This is a genomic window from Halomonas sp. ABH4_019 (assembly GCF_056159885.1).
Genome location: NZ_JBSWWC010000001.1, coordinates 1,192,966 through 1,210,065 on the forward strand (window position 1 = coordinate 1,192,966; position 17,100 = coordinate 1,210,065).

Sequence of the window (17,100 nt, forward strand, 5' to 3'; positions counted from 1 at the left end):
GCGTCGGGAACCTCCCGTCAGATACGCACCACGCCGCGCCGGGAGACCATCTCCCAGCCCCCGACCGCCATCAGCAAGGCGGCGCTCACTGCCTGGAGCAGCAGGGCGCTGTGCCAGGCGGCGAGCGGCCACATCAGCAGCGGCAACAGACCGATTCCCGCCAGGTGGGACAGCGGCAGCCGACCGTAGACGACGAACTTGTACACGGCCATGCCGGCCAGGAACAGCATGGGCCCCGCCAGCAGCACCGCCAACGCCCGGGGCTCGAGATGCCCGGTGGGATGGGCGATCACCAGCTCGCTGCCCACGGCGCAGAGGATCACGCTGCCCAGGATGACCACGTGGATATAGTGGAAGTAGGCCCCGATGCGCCCGGGATCCTTGGCCTCGGTGATGACGCGGGCGGCATCACGGATGGTCAGGTGGAAATACACCCACCACATGGCCACCGTCTCCAGAAAGGCCACGCCGAAGGCCAGCAGGATTGCGCTCCCCCAGGGGTCGGCATGGGCCAGGGTGGCGCCGGTGATCAGGATGGTCTCGCCCAGGGCGATGATCATGAACAGGGCGCAGCGCTCGATCAGATGCCCCCCTTCGATGTCCCAGTCGCGATCGCTGCGCGAGCGGCCGAGGCCGGGCAAGGGAAAACCGAACATCGGCGAGACGTACTCGCACAGCACCGCCAGGGCCCAGAGCCCCAGCCGCAGGCCGCCCTCGGCCAGCCCACCGGCGAGCCACAGCACCGCCGCGATGCAGGCCCAGCCCAGAATCCGGCTGTAGTTGTCCTTCAGCGGATGGCCGCCAAGGCTCAGGCGCAGGAAGACCGCCCGCCCCACCTGCATGGCGGCGAAACAGCCGGCAAACACCAGCCCTCGGGACTCGAACGCCTGCGGCAGTGCCGCCGCCATCATCAGCGCCAGGGCCATGGTGCCGAACAGCACCAGCCGAATGGGGGTGGTGTCCGGGTCGAACCAGTTGGTCATCCAGGCGCTGTACTGCCAGCCCAGCCAGACCGCGAACCACATCAGCAGGGCCTGCAAGGCGCCGAGCAGGCTCAGATGGTCGAGCAGGAAGTGCGAGACCTGGATGATGGCGAACACGTAGATCAGGTCGAACAGCAGCTCGACGTAACCGACCGAGGCCTCGTGACCGTCGCGAACGCGCATCAGGGGATGAGGACGTTCCGGTGTCATGCCGACTCCCGAGAGTGGATGAGGGAAGGGACGCAAGCGCCGGCCGGTGACTGCGCTCAAGGCGGGCCCGGCGTGCGTCGCCCCAGGCGCCACCACGCCAGCCCGACGGGCAAGGCGAACAGCACGGCATGGATCGCCAGCTCCTCGCCGAGGGCATAGCCATGGGAAAGCCCGACGACGAGATTCCAGGCGCAGGCCAGCAGCCAGACCAACGAGAACAGCACCGCCGCCAGGCGCCGACGCCCTCGCGGGACATGACGGGCGAGCAACCAGACCACCAGGACACCGATCAGCAGGATCAACAGGGTACGCATCACTCCCTCCCTGGAGACAGACTCACTGTTTGCATACTAGTCGCTGGCGGCAGAGAGAGGTAACGACCGCCGAGGCCCCGAGCCGGCCGGGTACAGGACCCGGCCGGAACGGACTCACTTGGTGGTATAGCCCCCATTGGCCAGCAGCGTCTGACCGGTCGTCCACCAGCCATCGGTGACCAGATGGCGAATCAGCGGAACGATGTCCTCGATATCGGTCAGTCCCGTCTTGCTAAAGTCGGACAGGGCCGCAGCGCCCTTGTGGAAGGCGACCGCCTCGTCGGCTTCCTGGCCATAGAAGAAGGGCGTATCCATGGGGCCGGGGCCCACCGCGTTGACCGAGATGCCGCGGGCGCCGAATTCCTTGGACGCGGCGCGGGTGAAGTGCTCCACCGGTGCCTTGCCCCCGGCGTAGGTGGAATAGAACGGCGTGAAGGCCCCCAGCAGGGACGTCACCACCGTCACGATCTTGCCGTGGTCCTCCAGCACCCGTCCGGCCTCCTTGATGAAGAAGAAGGCGCACTTGGCATTGATGTCGAACATGGTGTCGTACTCGGCCTCGCCGATCTCCAGCATCGGCTTCTTGAGCACCATGCCCACGGTGTTGATGGCGATATCCAGCTTGCCGAATCGCGATACCGTCTCGTCGAACAGCCAGGTGACGTTACCGGGCTGAGTCAGGTCACCCTGAAACAGGGCGCCATCGCCCCCCAGGGCCTTGACCTCGGAGAGGGTCTGCTCCGCCGCGTCCCGGGTCGTCTCGCTGTTGTAGTGGATGGCCACCGCCGCGGCACCGTGTCGCGTCAGGTCACGCGACAGCAGTCCTCCCAGGTTCTTGGCGCCGCCGCCGATCAGCACGACCTTGCCTTCGAGTCCATGGTTGCGCATATCGCCGCTCCTTCTTGTGGGTTCTTGGACGTTTCGAGTCTAGGAAGGCGCACGACCGAGATCATTCTCCAACCCTGGCAACACTGTCCAGATCCGCCATCCAATCGCGCGCCACCCTCTCATCCGCACCACGGACGCCAAGCACCCTCTCTCGGCACAGCGCACCAAAAAACGCCAATCAACAACCGCAACAACCTTCAAAAACCCCCTCGATAACCTCAAACAAATAACGAAATAACATCATCTTTAAAAAACAAAACCAGGAAAAAATCACATACCAAACAACAAAAATAACACAAAAACCAACTCATCAACGACAGACAACAATCACCGCCACAACACAACAAAATTCATCGAACACCACAAGACCAACACATCGAAAAAAGATCCCTTACCCCTCACCAATATTCGCAGCCAGACCAGGCGTTACAACCCATCCACAACCCCCTTCCGTCAAAGACCTCGCCATCGCCATTCTCGATGGCACAACAAAAATGGGCATCAATATGAAAAACCCGCCCCTCCCAAGAAGCATGACTCCAACGCATCCCCGAGGTGGAAGGACGGCACTCGAGCGCCGAGGCATCGATATCCTCATCGAACACCTCCCAGCACCGGCGCCTCGCGATGCCGCCGGAAAGGCTCACCCCCGAGTCCGAAATAGCGTCGATTTTCCGCAGGCACGATCGCTGCGCCCAGCCCAGGAATCGCCCCGGGCCAACGACCACGGGCGCGTCTAGCGTGGTCGGCGGCACATGGTGAACAATGATGAACTCGGCCATCGGACGAGCCGCGCTGGCCATGGCAAGCCATCCGGCACGCCTGACAGTCGCGAAGGCCACACCTCGTCGCGTGATGCCGGACCACCGAGCCCGCCTCGCCGTCGTGAGTGGCGAATTCCGGTCGGCCCGGCGAACACCCCGCCCAGGACGCCATGCGTCATGGGCGCCGACGCCCGGCCAGCATCAGGGCCAGCCCGACCAGCATGCCCGCCAGGTGCGCGAAGTGCGCCACGCCCTGGCGCGTGCCGGCGAGGCCCGACCACAGCTCCACCGCGCCGATGACGATCACGAAGTACTTGGCCTTCATGGGAATCGGCGGAATCAGCAGCAGGATGTACTGGTTGGGATAGCGCATGCCGAAGGCCAGCAGCAGCGCATAGACGCCGCCCGAGGCGCCCACCGTGGGCGCGAAAGGCCCCGCCGACACCGCCAGCAGCTGTGCCGCCCCCGCCCCCAGCACGCACAGCAAGTAGTAGAGCGCGAAACGCTGGCTGCCCCAGTCGCGCTCCAGCGGGCTGCCGAACATCCACAGCACGAACATGTTGATGCCCAGGTGGAAGACGCTGCCGTGCAGGAAGGAGTAGCTCATGAGCTGCCACAGATGGAACTCGCCCACCGGCATGCCCATGGCCAGCGTGTCCGGCGCCGCGCCGAGCGGCCACAGCGCCAGGTGGCGCAGCATCGGGCCCGGCAGCATCGCCTGGGCCAGGAAGGCCAGGCCGTTGGCGGCCAGCAGCAGGGCGATCACCGAGATCCCGCCACCGGCCGGGCGCGATATCATGCGTCCCACGCCACCTCTCCTCCAGCTCCCGATGTCCTCTTCAAGGTGGTCGGCCGCCGGGCACGGAGCAAGGCCCAGCGACGTTGAAGACATCCGTCGCCTGGTCGACGATTCAGGGGCATGGACACGATTTGTCAGGCATCACTTAGGATGCGAACATTCTTTCCCACCACGCACCGACAGGACGCCTCATGCCCCGACACGCCCTCGCTCCCGTCATGATGACGCCCCTTCTGCTGCTGCCCGCCGCCGGCCAGGCCGCCGAGCTCACCCTCGAGCCGCTGACGGTCAGCGCATCGCGGCTCGAGCGCGAGCTCTACGCCACGCCGGCCGCCGTCACCGTGGTGGACGACGAGCAGATCGCCCGGGGCCAGCCCCGCGAGCGGCTAAACGAGTCGCTTGCGAGCGTGCCGGGGCTCTATCTCCAGAACCGTCACAACTTCGTCCAGGGCGAGCGGGTATCGATCCGCGGCTTCGGCGCCCGCACGCCCTGGGGCGTGCGCGGCATCACGGTGCGCGTCGACGGCATCCCCTACACCCTGCCCGACGGCCAGGCCCAGCTCGATGCCATCGATCTCGACAGCGCCCGGCGCATCGAGGTGATTCGCGGCCCGGCGGCGGTGCAGTATGGCAACGCCGCCGGCGGCGTGATCGACGTCACCACCGCCGACGGCGAGAGCGATCCCGGTACCCGGCTACGCGTCGAGGGCGGCAGCGACGGCTACCGCAAGCTGAATCTCAGCAACGGCGGCGTCGAGGGCCCCTGGTCGCATCACCTCAGCGTCTCGGCGCTGGGCCTGGACGGCTACCGCGACCACAGCGAGGTCGAGAAGTACCGGCTCAACGCCAAGCTGACGCGCGAGCTGGACGCCGACCGCTCGCTCACCGCCATCGTCAACCTGCTCGACAATCCGCGCGCCGAGGATCCGGGCGGGCTGACCGCCGAGGCGGTCAGCGAGGACCGCAAGGGCACGATCGACAGCCCCTTCTATTCGCCGACCCGCATCGATGCGGGACAGTCGGTCGACCAGCAGGTGCTCGGCCTGGAGTACGAGGACCTCGCCGCCGGCCCCGGCGAACTGACCCTGCGTGGTTTCTACCTGGAGCGCGACTTCGAGCAGCAGCTGGCCTACGCCGGCGACAGCTTCGTCGCCTACGATCGCGACTACTACGGCGGCAGCGCCGAGTATCGCCAGTCGCTGACCGTCGGCGACCTGCCGCTGCGCACCGTGACCGGCATCGACCTGGCCCGCCAGCAGGACGAACGCTACCGCGACGAGGTCACCATCGACGGCGTCCACCAGGGCCGCGTCGCCGACGAGACCCAGACGGCCAGTTCGGTCGGCGTCTTCGCCCAGGGCGACCTGGACCTGAGCGACCAGTGGACCCTCTCGCTGGGCACCCGCTTCGACCACACCCGATTCGATATCGACGACGACTACCTCGCCGACGGCGACAACGGCGGCGATCGCCGCTTCGATCAGTGGAGCGGCAGCGCCGGGCTGAGCTATCGCTATCGGCCCGACCATCAGGCCTATCTCTCGACGGGCACCGCCTACGAGACGCCGACCTTTACAGAGTTCGCCAATCCGGCCCGCGTCGGCGGCTTCAATCCGGACATCGAACCGCAGAAGGCCTGGAACCGCGAGATCGGCCTGCGCGGCAGCTTCGTCGACGCCGGCCTCGACTACGACGTGGCGCTGTTCTCGACCCGGGTGCGCGACTCGCTGATCGCCTACCGCGACGATCAGGGCCGGGACTTCTACCGCAACGCCGGTCGCAGCCGCCAGGACGGCCTGGAAGTGGCCCTGGGCTGGCAGTTCGCCGAGGACTGGCGCCTCGACAGCGCCCTGACCCTGGCGCGCTACGAGTTCCAGGACTACGAAGATGGCGAGGGCAACGACTTCGCCAACCACCGCATCCCGGGCCTGCCCGAGCGCACCTGGGTCAACCAGCTGACCTGGCAGGGCATCGGCGAGCGCTTCGCCACCCTGGAGACCCGCTACGTCGGCTCGATGGTCGCCGACGACGCCAACCGCGTGAGGATCGACGACTATTGGCTGGCCAACCTGCGCGCCGGCGACGGCTGGCGGCTCGGCGACGATACCCTGCTGCGCGCCTACGTGGGCGTACAGAACCTGTTCGACCGCGAGCACTTCGACAACATCGTCATCAACGACCAGCGCGGACGCTACTTCGCCACGGCCCCGGACCGCAGCGTCCATGCGGGCGTAGCGCTGGCCTTCTAGGCGGCGCGCCTCGAGCGCTCTCCCCCGCTCGAGCGCCATGGGTGCTCGAGCCGATGGCCTTCTGATTGCGATTTAATCAACTGATTAATACACTGGCCGATAGCGTCCGGGCACGCCGGGCACCGCTCATCGGCCGTCGAGGATCGTCGCCATGCCCCCCTTCCCCCGCCTGCCGGCCGTCGTGTTCCCGCTGACCGGCCTCGCCCTGATGCTGGCCGGCTGCTCACCGGAGACGGCGCCCTCCGAAACGCCGCCGCGGGTCGTCGCCAGCCATGTCATCCAGGCCGACGGCAACGGCGCCGTGACCCGGCTCTCGGGCCGGGTCAAGGCCGCCGAGCGCACCGCCCTGAGTTTCGAGATCCCCGGCGAGATCCGGTCGCTGCCGGTGGACGTCGGCGACACCTTCGCCGCCGGGGAGACCCTGGCGAGCCTGGACGACGCCCGCTACCGCCTGGTGGCCCAGCAGCGTCGCGCGGAACGCCGGGAGGCCGAGGCCAGCCTGGCCGAGAAGCGCCAGGACTACCGCCGCCAGGCCAGCCTCGCCGACAAGGGCTACGTCAGCGACACCCGGCTGGATACCGCCCGGGCCGCCCTGGATACCGCCGAGTCCCGCCACGCCTCGGCCCAGGCCGCCGTGGCGCTGGCCGAGCGAGACCTGCGCCTGACCACCCTGACGGCGCCCTATGCCGGCTCGGTGAGCCAGCGCCAGGCCGAGCCCGCGGAGCGGGTCGCCGCCAACCAGACCGTCCTCGAGGTGATCTCCGATCGCGAGGGTTTCGAGGTGGAGACCAGCGTGCCCGAGACCCTGGTCGGCGCCCTCGTCGAGGGCAGCATCCACGAGATCCGCCTGCCCGCCCTGGGCGGCGCCTCGAGCCCCGCCACCCTGCGCCGGCTGGGCACCCAGCCACGCTCCGCCAACGACTACCCGGTGATCCTGGCCGTGGACGAGCCGCCCACGGGCCTGCGCTCCGGCATGACCGCCCGGGTGGCGCTGTCACTGCCCGCCGCGGACGGCGCCGCCGGCCTGCCGATCCCGCTCACCGCCCTGGTCTACGACGGCGAGGACAGCGCCCATGTGCTGCGCATCGACGACGACCGGCGCCTCGAGCGGGTCGACGTCGAGGTGCTGCGTCTCGAGGAGGGCCGCGCCCGGGTGCGCGGCGCCCTGTCCCCGGGTGAGCGCATCGTCGCCCGGGGCGCGGAGTTCGTCGACGCCGGCCAGGCCGTGAGCCTGCTCGGCGAGGGCCCGGAACGCTACCACTGAGGCCCTCATGAACCTGAGCCAGATCGCCTACCGCCGCCGCCCCGTCGTCTACCTGGCCACCGTGCTGGCCATGCTGTTCGGCCTGTACAGCTACTTCACCCTGCCGGCCCGCGAGGACCCCGAGATCACCGTCCGCGAGGCGGTGGTGACCACCGCCTTTCCCGGCCTGCCGGCCGCCCAGGTGGAAGAGAACATCACCAAGCCGCTGGAGGAGAGCATCCGCACCCTCGGCGAGGTCGAGCGCATCGCCTCGACCTCGATGCGCGGCCGCTCGATCCTCCACGTCGAGATCCAGGACCGCTACTTCGACCTGGACCAGATCTGGGACGAGATGCGCCAGCGCGTCGAGGCCGCCCGAGACAGGCTGCCGGAGGGCACCCAGGACCCGGTCATCAACGACGACTTCGGCGACGTGGCCGTGGTCACCGCCGCGCTCACCGCCGAGGACTTCCCCCAGGCCGAGCAGCAGGAGATCGCCGAGCACGTGCGCGCCGCCCTCTACGGCGTGCCGGGCACCCAGAAGGTCGAGCTGCTGGGCATCCAGGAACAGCGGGTGTTCATCGATATCGCCGAGGCGCGCCTGGCCGAACTGGGCCTGACCCCGGGCGAGCTCGCCGAGCAGATCCAGAGCCGCAACATCTATCCGCCGGGCGGCGTGCTGGAAACCGGCGACCAGCGCCTGGCGCTGGAGGTCTCCGGCGAGTTCCCGACCCTGGAGGCGCTGGGCGACACCGAACTGCGCCTGCCCGACGGCGCCACCCTGCGCCTGCGCGACCTCGGCGAGATCACCCGCGGCTACGAGGACCCCGCGGACAAGACCGCCTACTTCAACGGCGAACCGGCCATCGTCTTCGCCGTGTCGATGCTCGAGGGCGAGAGCGTGCTCGACTTCGGCCATGCCGTGCGCCAGCGCCTCGACGAGCTGCGCGCCGGCCTGCCCGCGGGCTACCGTCTGGACATCATGACCTTCCAGCCCGAACAGGTGGCCAACGCCGTCTTCGGGGTGACCCAGAGCGTGCTGCAGACGCTGGCCATCGTGCTCGGGGTGGTGATCCTGTTCCTCGGCGTGCGCACCGGGCTGATCGTCGGCTCGATCATCCCCACGGTGATGCTGGTCACCCTGGCCGTGATGGGGCTCACGGAGCTGACCCTGCAGCGAGCGAGCCTGGCCACCCTGGTGATCGCCCTGGGCCTGCTGGTGGACAACGCCATCGTCGTCGCCGAGGACTTCAAGACCCGCCTGGAGGCCGGCCGCAGCCGCGACCAGGCGCTGGCCGAGACCGGCGGCGAGCTGGCCCTGCCGCTGCTGTCGTCCAGCCTGACCACCATCCTGGTGTTCCTGCCGCTGATGCTCGCCGAGCACGCCGCCGGCGAGTACACCCGCTCGATCTCGCTGGTCATCGCCATCACCCTGCTGGCCTCCTGGGGACTGTCGCTGACGGTGACCCCGGCGCTGTGCCATCGTTTCCTCAAGGCACCGCGCGCCGGCACCCGACCCGACGCCCCCGGGGCCGCCCCCAACCTCTCCGACCGCGCCTTCAACTGGGTCTCGCGGCGCTACGGCCGCTGGCTGGTCCGGGTGCTGCATCACCGCCCGCTGTTCCTGGCCGCCATGGCGCTGGCCCTGGTGGCCGGGGTGGCGATGATGCAGGCGGTGCCCAAGAAGTTCTTCCCCGACTCGGACCGCAACCAGGTGCTGGTGACCATCGACTTCCCCTCGGACATCGCCGCCAACCGCAGCGACCGGCGCGTCCAGGCACTGAGCCGCGAACTGCTCGAGGCCCCGGCGCTCGCCGACGACGTCACCGGCGTGGCCGCCTACTCGGGCTTCGGGGGGCCGCGCTTCGTGCTCTCGCTGACGCCCCTCGACCCGGCCCCCAACAAGGGCTTCCTGGTACTCAACGTGGCCGACCGCGAGCGGGTGGCGGCGGTGATCCAGGCCACCCGGACGCTGCTGGCGACGCGCCACCCGGACCTCTCGCCACGGGTCACGCGGATGTTCCTCGGTCCCTCGGACAGCACCCTGCTGCAGGTCCAGGTCAAGGGCCCGGACCGCGAGGTGCTGTTCGCCGCCGCCGGCGAGGTGGAGGCCCTGCTGCGTGACCTCGACGGCACCCGGGACGTGCGCCAGAGCTGGGAGGCGCGCATCCCGTCGCTGGGCGTCGAGGTCGACCAGGCCCGGGCGCGGGCCGCCGGCATCACCTCGGAGGACATCGCCCGCTCGCTGTCCGGCGCCCTCGACGGCTATCACCTCAGCCACTATCGCGAGGGCGACGACATCATCCCGGTGGTCATGCGCTACGCCGACGAGCAGCGCGAGAGCCTCGCCCACCTCGGGGCGCTGACCGTCTACCCGCTGGGTACCCCCGGCGAGGGCGTGCCGCTCAACCAGGTGGCCGACCTGCGACTCGACAACGGCTACTACCGCATCGACCGCGAGAACCTGGTGCGCACCATCACCGTGGAGGGCCGCCACCGCAGCCTCACCGCCGAGGACATGGTGCCGCGCCTCGCGCCGGCGCTGCGCGAGCTGGAGGCGGACCTGCCAGCGGGGCACTGGCTGGAGTTCGACGGCGTGGTCGAGGAATCCCGCGAGGGCCAGGCCGCGCTGCAGGCCAACCTGCCGCTGTGCCTGGGGCTGATCGTGGTGCTGCTGGTGGCCCAGTTCAATTCCTTCAAGCGCCCGCTGGTGATCGTCGCCACCATCCCGCTGGTGATCGTCGGGGTGGTGTTGGGGCTGCTCGCCAGCGGCGCCAACTTCGGCTTCATGGTGCTGCTGGGGATCTACAGCCTGGCCGGCATCATCATCAACAACGCCATCGTGCTGATCGATCGCATCGATATCGAGCGTCGGGATCCGACGCTGTCGGGCCGCGATGCGGTGGTCAAGGCCTCGGCCCGCCGGCTGCGGCCGATCCTGATGTCGGCGATCACCACCATCCTCGGCTTCCTGCCGCTGATCGTCGGCCGCGACCCGCTGTTCTACGGCATGGCCGCCGCCATGGCCGGGGGGCTCGGCGTCGGCACCCTGATGAGCCTGGGCATGGTGCCGGTGCTCTACAGCTACCTGTTCGGCATCGACACCCGCGAACCTTCCCGGAGGACCCGCCCATGACCGCCGCCTCCCGAGCGTCCGCCGCCGAGACCCGCGAGCGCCTGATCCAGGCCGGCATCCGGCTGTTCGGCGAGCACGGCTACCGGGCCACCAGCACGCGCCTGCTGGCCGAGGCCGCCGGGGCCAACATCGGCTCCATCGCCTATCACTTCGCCAACAAGCACGGCCTCTACCTGGCGGCGGCGGGCCACATCGCCGACCAACTCCGCGAGCGCCTGGCGCCGGGGGACGCGCCGGACGTGCCCACCGACCGCGACGCCGCCCTGGCCGCGCTGCGCGACATGGTGCGACGCATGGCGCGCACCTTCGCCGCCGACGACGACTGCCGCCACTGGCTGCTGCTGGTGATGCGGGAGCAGATCCATCCCGGCGAGGCCTTCGAGATCCTCCAGGGCCGCGCCTTCGGCGTCGTCCAGGCCCGGCTGGCGACCCTCATCGGCCGGCTCACCGACCGTGCCCCGGACGACCGCCGAGTGGTGCTGGAGACCCACACCCTGGTGGGACAGATCGTGTTCTTCCTGATCGCCCGGGAGCCGCTGCTGCGCCGCCTGGGGCTCGAGGCCCTGGACGCGGCGACCCTGGCCGAGATCGAGGCGGTCCTCGACGGCCACCTGGACCTCTATGCCCCGCCAGGCGGCGGCTCCACACCATGACCACCGAGCCCACCCGTAGCCCGGGTGCCCCCTGACCATGCGCCAGGCAATCGTCGGCTATCACCGCGACGCGGAGGGCCACTGGGTGGCCGAGCTGGCCTGCGGGCATGGCCAGCACGTCCGCCATCAGCCGCCCTGGGCCGAGCGCCCCTGGGTGACCACCGAGGCCGGGCGACGCTCGCGGCTGGGCCTGGCCCTGGAATGCACCAAGTGCGACCGCGGCGAGCCGCCGGACCGGCCGTGAACGCCCGCCAGGGAATCTCTGGCCCAGTTCTTGCTTGGCCATTGGGGCGATCCTCTGCGGTAGGATGGGGATTCGCCGACCGCCACCTGCATCGCCACCGGAGGAACCCGCCTTGGCCATCGCCCTGCTCTACAACGCCCTGATCTTCCTTGCCGCCGCGGTACTGATCGTGCCGCTGGTCAAGCGCCTGGGGCTCGGCGAGGTGCTGGGCTACCTGGTCGCCGGGGTGGTGATCGGCCCCTCGGCGCTGGGGCTGGTCCCCGATGCCGATGCGGTGCTGCAGTTCTCCCAGGTGGGCATCGTCTTCCTGCTGTTCGTGATCGGCCTGGAACTCAAGCCGTCGCGCCTCAGGTTGATGCGCAAGGCGGTGTTCGGCTTCGGCAGCCTGCAGGTGGCCATCACCACGGCGCTGCTCACCGGCCTGGCGCTGGCGGCGGGGCTCTCGCCGGCCGCGGCCCTGGTGGTCGGCTTCAGCCTGGGGCTGTGCTCCACGCCGCTGGTGCTGCAGCTGCTCGGCGAGCGCGGCGAGCTAAGTAGCCGCCACGGCCGCTACGCCTTCGCCCTGCTGCTGTTCCAGGACCTGGCCGCCATCCCGGTGCTGGCGGCCATCCCCCTGCTGGCCGGCGACGATCCGCTGGGCGGCGGCTGGGGCCACCTGCTGGGCGAGGCGCTGATCGCCGTCGGCGCCTTTGTCGGGCTGATCATCGGCGGGCGCTACCTGCTGCGGCCGCTGTTCCGCTTCGCCGCCGCCACCCGCAGCCGCGAGGTGTTCGCCGGCACCGCCCTACTAGTGGTGATCGGTGCCGCCCTGCTGATGGAGCTGGCCGGGCTGTCCATGGCGCTCGGCGCCTTCATCGCCGGGGTGCTGCTGGCCGACTCGGAGTACCGCCACAGCATCGAGGCCGATATCGAGCCCTTCCGCGGCCTGCTGCTGGGGCTGTTCTTCATGGCGGTGGGCATGACCGCCCAGATCGGCCTGCTGGCCGAACGCCCCGGCCTGGTGCTGGGCCTTGCCGCCGCGCTGCTGGCCGCCAAGTGGCTGAGCCTGGTGATCGCCGCCCGGGCCTACCGCGGCGACTGGAAGGTGGCGCTGAACCTGGGCGCGCTGCTTTCCCAGGGCGGCGAGTTCGGCTTCGTGCTGCTCACCGCGGCGGGGGCCGCCGCCCTGCTGGACCCCGCCCTGGTCGGCCTGCTGGTGCTGGCGGTGTCGCTGTCCATGGCCGCCACCCCGGTGCTCGTCCAGCTGCATGCGCGGCTGATCCGGCCGCTGTTCAAGGCCGGCAAGCCGCGCCGCGACTTCGACCGCCCGCCCCACAACGGCCCCCAGATCATCATCGCCGGCTTCGGGCGCTTCGGGCAGATCATGGGGCGCATCCTGCAGGGGCTGAAGATTCCCTACACGGTGCTCGACATCAACGCCGAGCACGTCGACGTGGTGCGCCGCTACGGCAACGAGATCTACTTCGGTGACGCCTCGCGCCTCGACCTGCTGCAGGCCGCCGGCGCCGACAAGGCCCGGGTGCTGGTGGTGGCGGTGGGCGACATCGAGACCTCGATGCGCATCGTCCAGCGGGTCAGGCGACGCTTCCCGCATCTGCGCCTCTATGCCCGGGCCCGGGACCGCTACCACGCCCAGCTGCTGATGCGCGCCGGGGTCACCGACCTCATCCGCGAGCTGCTGCCGGCGAGCCTGGAGCTGACCCGCGAGGTGCTGGTCGGCCTCGGGATCCCCCGCGACCAGGCCCAGCACACCGTGGACACCTTCCGCCCCCACGACGAGCGCGCCCTGGCGCGCCAGCTCGAGGCCTTCGGCAACAAGCGAGAGCAGATGCAGACCATCCAGCAGGCCGCCCGGGAGCTCGAGGAACTGTTCGAGGCCGACGAGGACGTGGCCACCACCGCCCCCGAGCGCCCGCCGGAACGACGCTGAGCCGGGGAATCGCCGGACCGCCGGACACAAAACGCCAGGCCCCGCGTCCCGAGGCGGGAGCGGGGCCTGGCGCAGGCGAACGCGGGGCGCGGTCAGGCGCCGGCGGCCTTCTGCTGGCCGATCGGTACCTCGGGCACCGCCTCCATGCGCTCGCGCTCCTCGGAGATCACCGCCAGGGCCTCCTGCTCGCTGCGCCGCGAGGCCGGGGTCGCCAGGCTCACCGCCACGCCGGCCAGGGCCGCCAGCAGCACTGCCGGAATGCTCGGGTTGCCCCAGTAGGCGCTCCAGCCGTCATGGGCGATGATCGCCAGCGAGGTCGACGAGGCCACCACCAGCGAGGCGATGGCCCCCTGCCAGTTGTAGCGCGGCCAGAAGCGGCCCAGCATGCCGCACACGAACATCCCGGCCAGCACCGTGGACACCATCCGCGTGATGTAGGAAATCACGTTGTCGGAGGTCAGGGCGAAGGCCAGGGCCAGGCCGATGGTGGCGACCAGCCCCACCCGCGAGAACAACACCACGTTTCTGGCCGAGGGCGCGCGGCCCTTGACCAGCACGTAGACGTCGCGGATCAGGGTGGTGACCCCGGCGATGGCGTCGCTGCTGGCGCTGGACATGGTCGCCGACAGGCCGGCCACCAGCAGCAGCAGGCCGAGCCCCACCGGCAGCACCTCGGTGGCCAGGTAGGGGAAGGCGAAGTTGCTGTTCTCGAGGTCGGGGTTCAGCGCATGGGTAGCCATGCCGATGATCGCCGGCACGATGGAAAACGCCATGTAGAGCGCGCCGGTGAGCAGGAAGGAGCGGCGCACCGAGCCCACCGAGGCCCCGGAGTAGATGCGCTGGCGGAACGACGGGGTGGCCAGTACGCCGACCGCGATCACCGTGGACAGCGAGATCGCCGGCAGCACCCCGATCTTGTCGATGGCCAGGAAGCTGGTGGCGGAGTCGTCGAGCGCCGCGGTCATGGCCTCGAAGCCGCCCACCTCGACCACCGCCACGCCGGCCATCAGGAAGAAGCCGACGAACAGCACCAGCGCCTGCACGGTGTCGGTCCACACCACCGCCATGTAGCCGCCGATCACGCAGTAGATGCCGAAGCCCAGCGCCACGATGATCTTGGCCTGCCAGGCCGGGATGTCGGCCATCCACGCCAGGTAGAGGCCGCCGCCGAGGATATGGGCGCCCAGCCAGCCGATGCAGGCGACGTAGATCAGCAGCGCCACCACGTTGCGCACGATGCGGTTGGCGCCGACGTAGAACGACAGCTCCTCGCTCATGGTCATGAAGCGCAGCCGCCGGATGCCGGAGAAGCACAGCGCCAGCAGCAGCACGCCGATGGAGCCGCCGATGCCGTAGAGGGCGCCGCCCCAGCCGCTGGTGTAGCCGAAGCCCACCGCGCCCATGCTCGAGCCGGTGCCGACCATGGTGGCCACCGTGGTGCCCACGGTGAGGAACAGCGGCACGCTGCGCCCGCCGAGCAGGAAGTCGTCGCCGGTGCCGCGGTCGTTGCGCGAGACCCACCAGCCGAAGCCGATCATCGCCAGGATATAGACGAAGAAGCTGCCGAGGAAAAGGTGACTGTTCATACAGACCTCTTATAATTGTCGTCCCGGTCGTTGCCGCGAGCGGGACAGTGGACGTTTGCCGTTTGCTGTGCCTGGCGCCGGGTCCTTGCCGGGATCCGGCGCCTCCTGTTGTTATTGGTATCGCTGTTGTTGGTGTCGCGTGATGCCTGGCGGTCCTTCGCGCCTCGTTCGCGAGCGGCCCGTCTGCCGGCCGCCCCGGGGCTCAGGCGCGGTCGGCGCGATAGCAGGTCAGGTCCACCTCGACCTTGCAGTCCACCACCAGGTCCTGGACGCTGCAGATGCGCGCCGGCGGGTGATCGCGAAAGATCTCGGCGAACACCTTGTTGAACGACGAGAAGTAGCGCGCGTCGGTCAGCACCGCGGTGACGTGCACCACGTCCTGCACCGAATAGCCCGCCTCCCGGGCGATGCCCAGGGCATTGTCGAAGGCCAGCCGGGTCTGCTCGACGATGCCGCCCTCGACCACCTCGCCGTCGGTCATCGGGGTCTGGCCCGAGACCTTCAGCCAGCCGCCGGCTTCCACCGCGCGGGAGAACGGCAGCGCCTGGCCGCCGGTACCGACGCCGCCTTCGGCGCCATAGCGTGTGATGCTCATGGAATGTCCTCCTGATGGACGTGTTGATGATGGGAAAAAGCGATCTACCGGTCGGGTGACGGGCTCAGCCTCAGGCTCCGGCGCAGCATGCGTCCGGCGCGCGTCCGGCCGGGGGCGCCGTCGACATAGGCCGTGGCCCCGTTGACCACCACCCGCCGGATGCCGCGGGCCGGCGACACCGGCGTGTCGTAGTCGGCGGTGTCCTCGAGGGTCGCCAGGTCCAGCAGCACCAGGTCGGCGTAGGCGCCCGCGCGGATCTCGCCGCGGTCCACCAGGCCGAAGGTGGCCGCCGAGAGCCCGGTCATCTTGCGCACCGCCTCGGGCAGCGGCATCAGCGCCAGGTCGCGGCTGTAGTGGGCCAGCACCCGCGGGAAGGCGCCCCACAGCCGGGGATGCGGATGCGGGTCGTTGGGCAGGCCGTCGGAGCCGACCATGGCCAGCGGGTGCGCCAGCACCCGGCGCATGTCGTCCTCGCTCATGTTGTGATAGACGGCCCCCGCCGGCTGCAGGTGGCGGGCGGCCTCCGTCAGCGACAGTCCCCAGTCGGCGGCGATGTCGGAGAGCGACCGCCTGGCCTGCTCGGGATGCGGCCGCGACCAGGTGATGGTGATGGCGATCTCGTCGGTCACCTGGCCGAGGTCGAGGGTCGAGGAGCCGGCGGTGTAGGGGTAGCAGTCGCAGTGCACCCGCTGGCGTTCGGCGGCGCCTTCCAACTGGGCCAGGGCTCGCGGTGCCTGGCCCCAGTTGCCCGCTCCGGCGCACTTGAGGTGCGAGATGACCAGCGGCGCGCCGCCCCGACGCGCGGTGGCGAAGGCCTCGTCCATGGCCGCCGCCTGGCCGGCGAACTCGTCGCGCAGATGGGTGGTATAGAGGCCGCCGGCCTCGCCCACCGCCGCCACCAGCGGCGCCAGCTCGCTGTCGGGGGCGTGGAAGGCGTTGTGGTAGGCGAGCCCGGAGCTGAGCCCCATGGCGCCCTCCGCCAGCGCCTTCGCCAGGGCCGCGCGCATCCGCGCGATCTCGTCGTCCGTGGCGGGGCGGTGAAAGTCGTCCATCACCTGGCTGCGCAGGCTGGTGTGGCCGATCAGCGCCGCCACGTTGACCGCCGGCCGAGCCAGTTCCACCGCCTCGGCGTAGGCCGCGAAGCTCGGGTAGGCGAAGTCGACCGCCTCACCCAGCAGGTTCATGGGGTCCGGCACCTCGCCGTTCAGGGTCACCGGCGCGGCGCTGATGCCGCAGTTGCCTACCACCACCGTGGTCACGCCCTGGGAGAGCTTGGGCAGCATCTCGGGGGCGCGGATCACGTTGGTGTCATCGTGGGTATGGACGTCGATGAACCCCGGGGTCAGGTAGAGCCCCCGGGCGTCGAGCGTCTCTTCGGCGTCGTGCCCCTCCAGGTCGCCCACGGCCACGATGCGCTGGCCGTCCACGGCCACGTCCGCCGTGAAGGCCTCACGCCCGGTGCCGTCGATCACCTCGGCGCGGCGAATCAGCAGGTCATGGCGCATC

At 69.7% G+C, this 17,100-nt stretch carries 14 protein-coding genes; 6 read left to right on the top strand and 8 right to left on the bottom strand.

Features of this window, described 5'->3' with window-relative positions:
- Positions 1-17: 17 nt before the first annotated feature.
- From ACXAFN_RS05425 to ACXAFN_RS05445, 5 genes are all read right to left on the bottom strand, one after another.
- Positions 18-1,193 (bottom strand): low temperature requirement protein A, encoded by a 1,176-nt coding sequence (locus ACXAFN_RS05425; RefSeq protein ID WP_474986860.1) that lies wholly within the window; start codon positions 1,191-1,193, stop codon positions 18-20.
- A gap of 56 nt (positions 1,194-1,249) precedes the next feature.
- Positions 1,250-1,507, bottom strand: coding sequence for a hypothetical protein (locus ACXAFN_RS05430; protein WP_474986862.1), 258 nt, complete (start codon positions 1,505-1,507; stop codon positions 1,250-1,252).
- A 114-nt stretch (positions 1,508-1,621) separates the two neighbouring features.
- Positions 1,622-2,395: an SDR family oxidoreductase gene (locus ACXAFN_RS05435; RefSeq protein ID WP_474986864.1), complete on the bottom strand. Its 774-nt coding sequence runs from the start codon at positions 2,393-2,395 to the stop codon at positions 1,622-1,624.
- A 398-nt stretch (positions 2,396-2,793) separates the two neighbouring features.
- Positions 2,794-3,198 (bottom strand): hypothetical protein, encoded by a 405-nt coding sequence (locus ACXAFN_RS05440; RefSeq protein WP_474986866.1) that lies wholly within the window; start codon positions 3,196-3,198, stop codon positions 2,794-2,796.
- Between the two features lie 136 nt (positions 3,199-3,334).
- Positions 3,335-3,958, bottom strand: coding sequence for a rhomboid family intramembrane serine protease (locus tag ACXAFN_RS05445; protein WP_474987472.1), 624 nt, complete (start codon positions 3,956-3,958; stop codon positions 3,335-3,337).
- A gap of 191 nt (positions 3,959-4,149) precedes the next feature.
- Here ACXAFN_RS05445 and ACXAFN_RS05450 point away from each other — a divergent pair, with 191 nt between their 5' ends.
- The 6 genes from ACXAFN_RS05450 to ACXAFN_RS05475 all read left to right on the top strand — a co-directional run bounded on the left by ACXAFN_RS05450 (position 4,150) and on the right by ACXAFN_RS05475 (position 13,413).
- Entirely contained in the window at positions 4,150-6,207 is a 2,058-nt protein-coding gene (locus tag ACXAFN_RS05450) for a TonB-dependent receptor family protein (RefSeq protein ID WP_474986867.1), read from the top strand.
- A gap of 151 nt (positions 6,208-6,358) precedes the next feature.
- Positions 6,359-7,471 carry an efflux RND transporter periplasmic adaptor subunit gene (locus tag ACXAFN_RS05455; RefSeq protein WP_474986869.1) on the top strand — a complete coding sequence of 371 codons (1,113 nt, stop codon included), beginning with the start codon at positions 6,359-6,361 and terminating at the stop codon, positions 7,469-7,471.
- A gap of 7 nt (positions 7,472-7,478) precedes the next feature.
- Positions 7,479-10,586 carry an efflux RND transporter permease subunit gene (locus ACXAFN_RS05460; protein ID WP_474986870.1) on the top strand — a complete coding sequence of 1,036 codons (3,108 nt, stop codon included), beginning with the start codon at positions 7,479-7,481 and terminating at the stop codon, positions 10,584-10,586.
- The gene (locus ACXAFN_RS05465; RefSeq protein WP_474986871.1) at positions 10,583-11,239 is read left to right on the top strand and encodes a CerR family C-terminal domain-containing protein; all 657 of its coding nucleotides are present in this window, start codon (positions 10,583-10,585) and stop codon (positions 11,237-11,239) included. Before ACXAFN_RS05460 ends, ACXAFN_RS05465 begins: the two co-directional genes overlap by 4 nt.
- A gap of 37 nt (positions 11,240-11,276) precedes the next feature.
- The gene (locus tag ACXAFN_RS05470; RefSeq protein ID WP_474986873.1) at positions 11,277-11,483 is read left to right on the top strand and encodes a DUF3565 domain-containing protein; all 207 of its coding nucleotides are present in this window, start codon (positions 11,277-11,279) and stop codon (positions 11,481-11,483) included.
- 112 nt (positions 11,484-11,595) lie between these two features.
- Entirely contained in the window at positions 11,596-13,413 is a 1,818-nt protein-coding gene (locus ACXAFN_RS05475) for a monovalent cation:proton antiporter-2 (CPA2) family protein (RefSeq protein ID WP_474986875.1), read from the top strand.
- Between the two features lie 92 nt (positions 13,414-13,505).
- Here the strand turns inward: ACXAFN_RS05475 and ACXAFN_RS05480 are convergent, their stop codons facing one another.
- The 3 genes from ACXAFN_RS05480 to ACXAFN_RS05490 form a co-directional block, all read right to left on the bottom strand.
- A complete protein-coding gene (locus ACXAFN_RS05480) occupies positions 13,506-14,999 on the bottom strand; it encodes a sodium:solute symporter family protein (protein ID WP_474986877.1) in 1,494 nt (497 codons plus the stop codon).
- 202 nt (positions 15,000-15,201) lie between these two features.
- Positions 15,202-15,594 (bottom strand): RidA family protein, encoded by a 393-nt coding sequence (locus ACXAFN_RS05485; RefSeq protein ID WP_474986879.1) that lies wholly within the window; start codon positions 15,592-15,594, stop codon positions 15,202-15,204.
- Positions 15,595-15,638: 44 nt separating this feature from the next.
- Complete coding sequence (locus tag ACXAFN_RS05490; protein ID WP_474986881.1) at positions 15,639-17,099, bottom strand: N-acyl-D-amino-acid deacylase family protein; 1,461 nt, start codon at positions 17,097-17,099, stop codon at positions 15,639-15,641.
- Position 17,100 lies beyond the last annotated feature (1 nt).

What these genes read in the sequence shown, in the direction of transcription:
- ACXAFN_RS05465 (WP_474986871.1), top strand. Translation starts at nt 10,583, where the DNA reads ATGACCGCCGCCTCCCGAGCGTCCGCCGCCGAGACCCGCGAGCGCCTG.
- ACXAFN_RS05445 (WP_474987472.1), bottom strand. Translation starts at nt 3,958, where the DNA reads ATGATATCGCGCCCGGCCGGTGGCGGGATCTCGGTGATCGCCCTGCTG.
- ACXAFN_RS05450 (WP_474986867.1), top strand. Translation starts at nt 4,150, where the DNA reads ATGCCCCGACACGCCCTCGCTCCCGTCATGATGACGCCCCTTCTGCTG.
- ACXAFN_RS05460 (WP_474986870.1), top strand. Translation starts at nt 7,479, where the DNA reads ATGAACCTGAGCCAGATCGCCTACCGCCGCCGCCCCGTCGTCTACCTG.
- ACXAFN_RS05455 (WP_474986869.1), top strand. Translation starts at nt 6,359, where the DNA reads ATGCCCCCCTTCCCCCGCCTGCCGGCCGTCGTGTTCCCGCTGACCGGC.
- ACXAFN_RS05480 (WP_474986877.1), bottom strand. Translation starts at nt 14,999, where the DNA reads ATGAACAGTCACCTTTTCCTCGGCAGCTTCTTCGTCTATATCCTGGCG.
- ACXAFN_RS05470 (WP_474986873.1), top strand. Translation starts at nt 11,277, where the DNA reads ATGCGCCAGGCAATCGTCGGCTATCACCGCGACGCGGAGGGCCACTGG.
- ACXAFN_RS05425 (WP_474986860.1), bottom strand. Translation starts at nt 1,193, where the DNA reads ATGACACCGGAACGTCCTCATCCCCTGATGCGCGTTCGCGACGGTCAC.
- ACXAFN_RS05490 (WP_474986881.1), bottom strand. Translation starts at nt 17,099, where the DNA reads ATGCGCCATGACCTGCTGATTCGCCGCGCCGAGGTGATCGACGGCACC.
- ACXAFN_RS05435 (WP_474986864.1), bottom strand. Translation starts at nt 2,395, where the DNA reads ATGCGCAACCATGGACTCGAAGGCAAGGTCGTGCTGATCGGCGGCGGC.
- ACXAFN_RS05440 (WP_474986866.1), bottom strand. Translation starts at nt 3,198, where the DNA reads ATGGCCAGCGCGGCTCGTCCGATGGCCGAGTTCATCATTGTTCACCAT.
- ACXAFN_RS05485 (WP_474986879.1), bottom strand. Translation starts at nt 15,594, where the DNA reads ATGAGCATCACACGCTATGGCGCCGAAGGCGGCGTCGGTACCGGCGGC.
- ACXAFN_RS05430 (WP_474986862.1), bottom strand. Translation starts at nt 1,507, where the DNA reads ATGCGTACCCTGTTGATCCTGCTGATCGGTGTCCTGGTGGTCTGGTTG.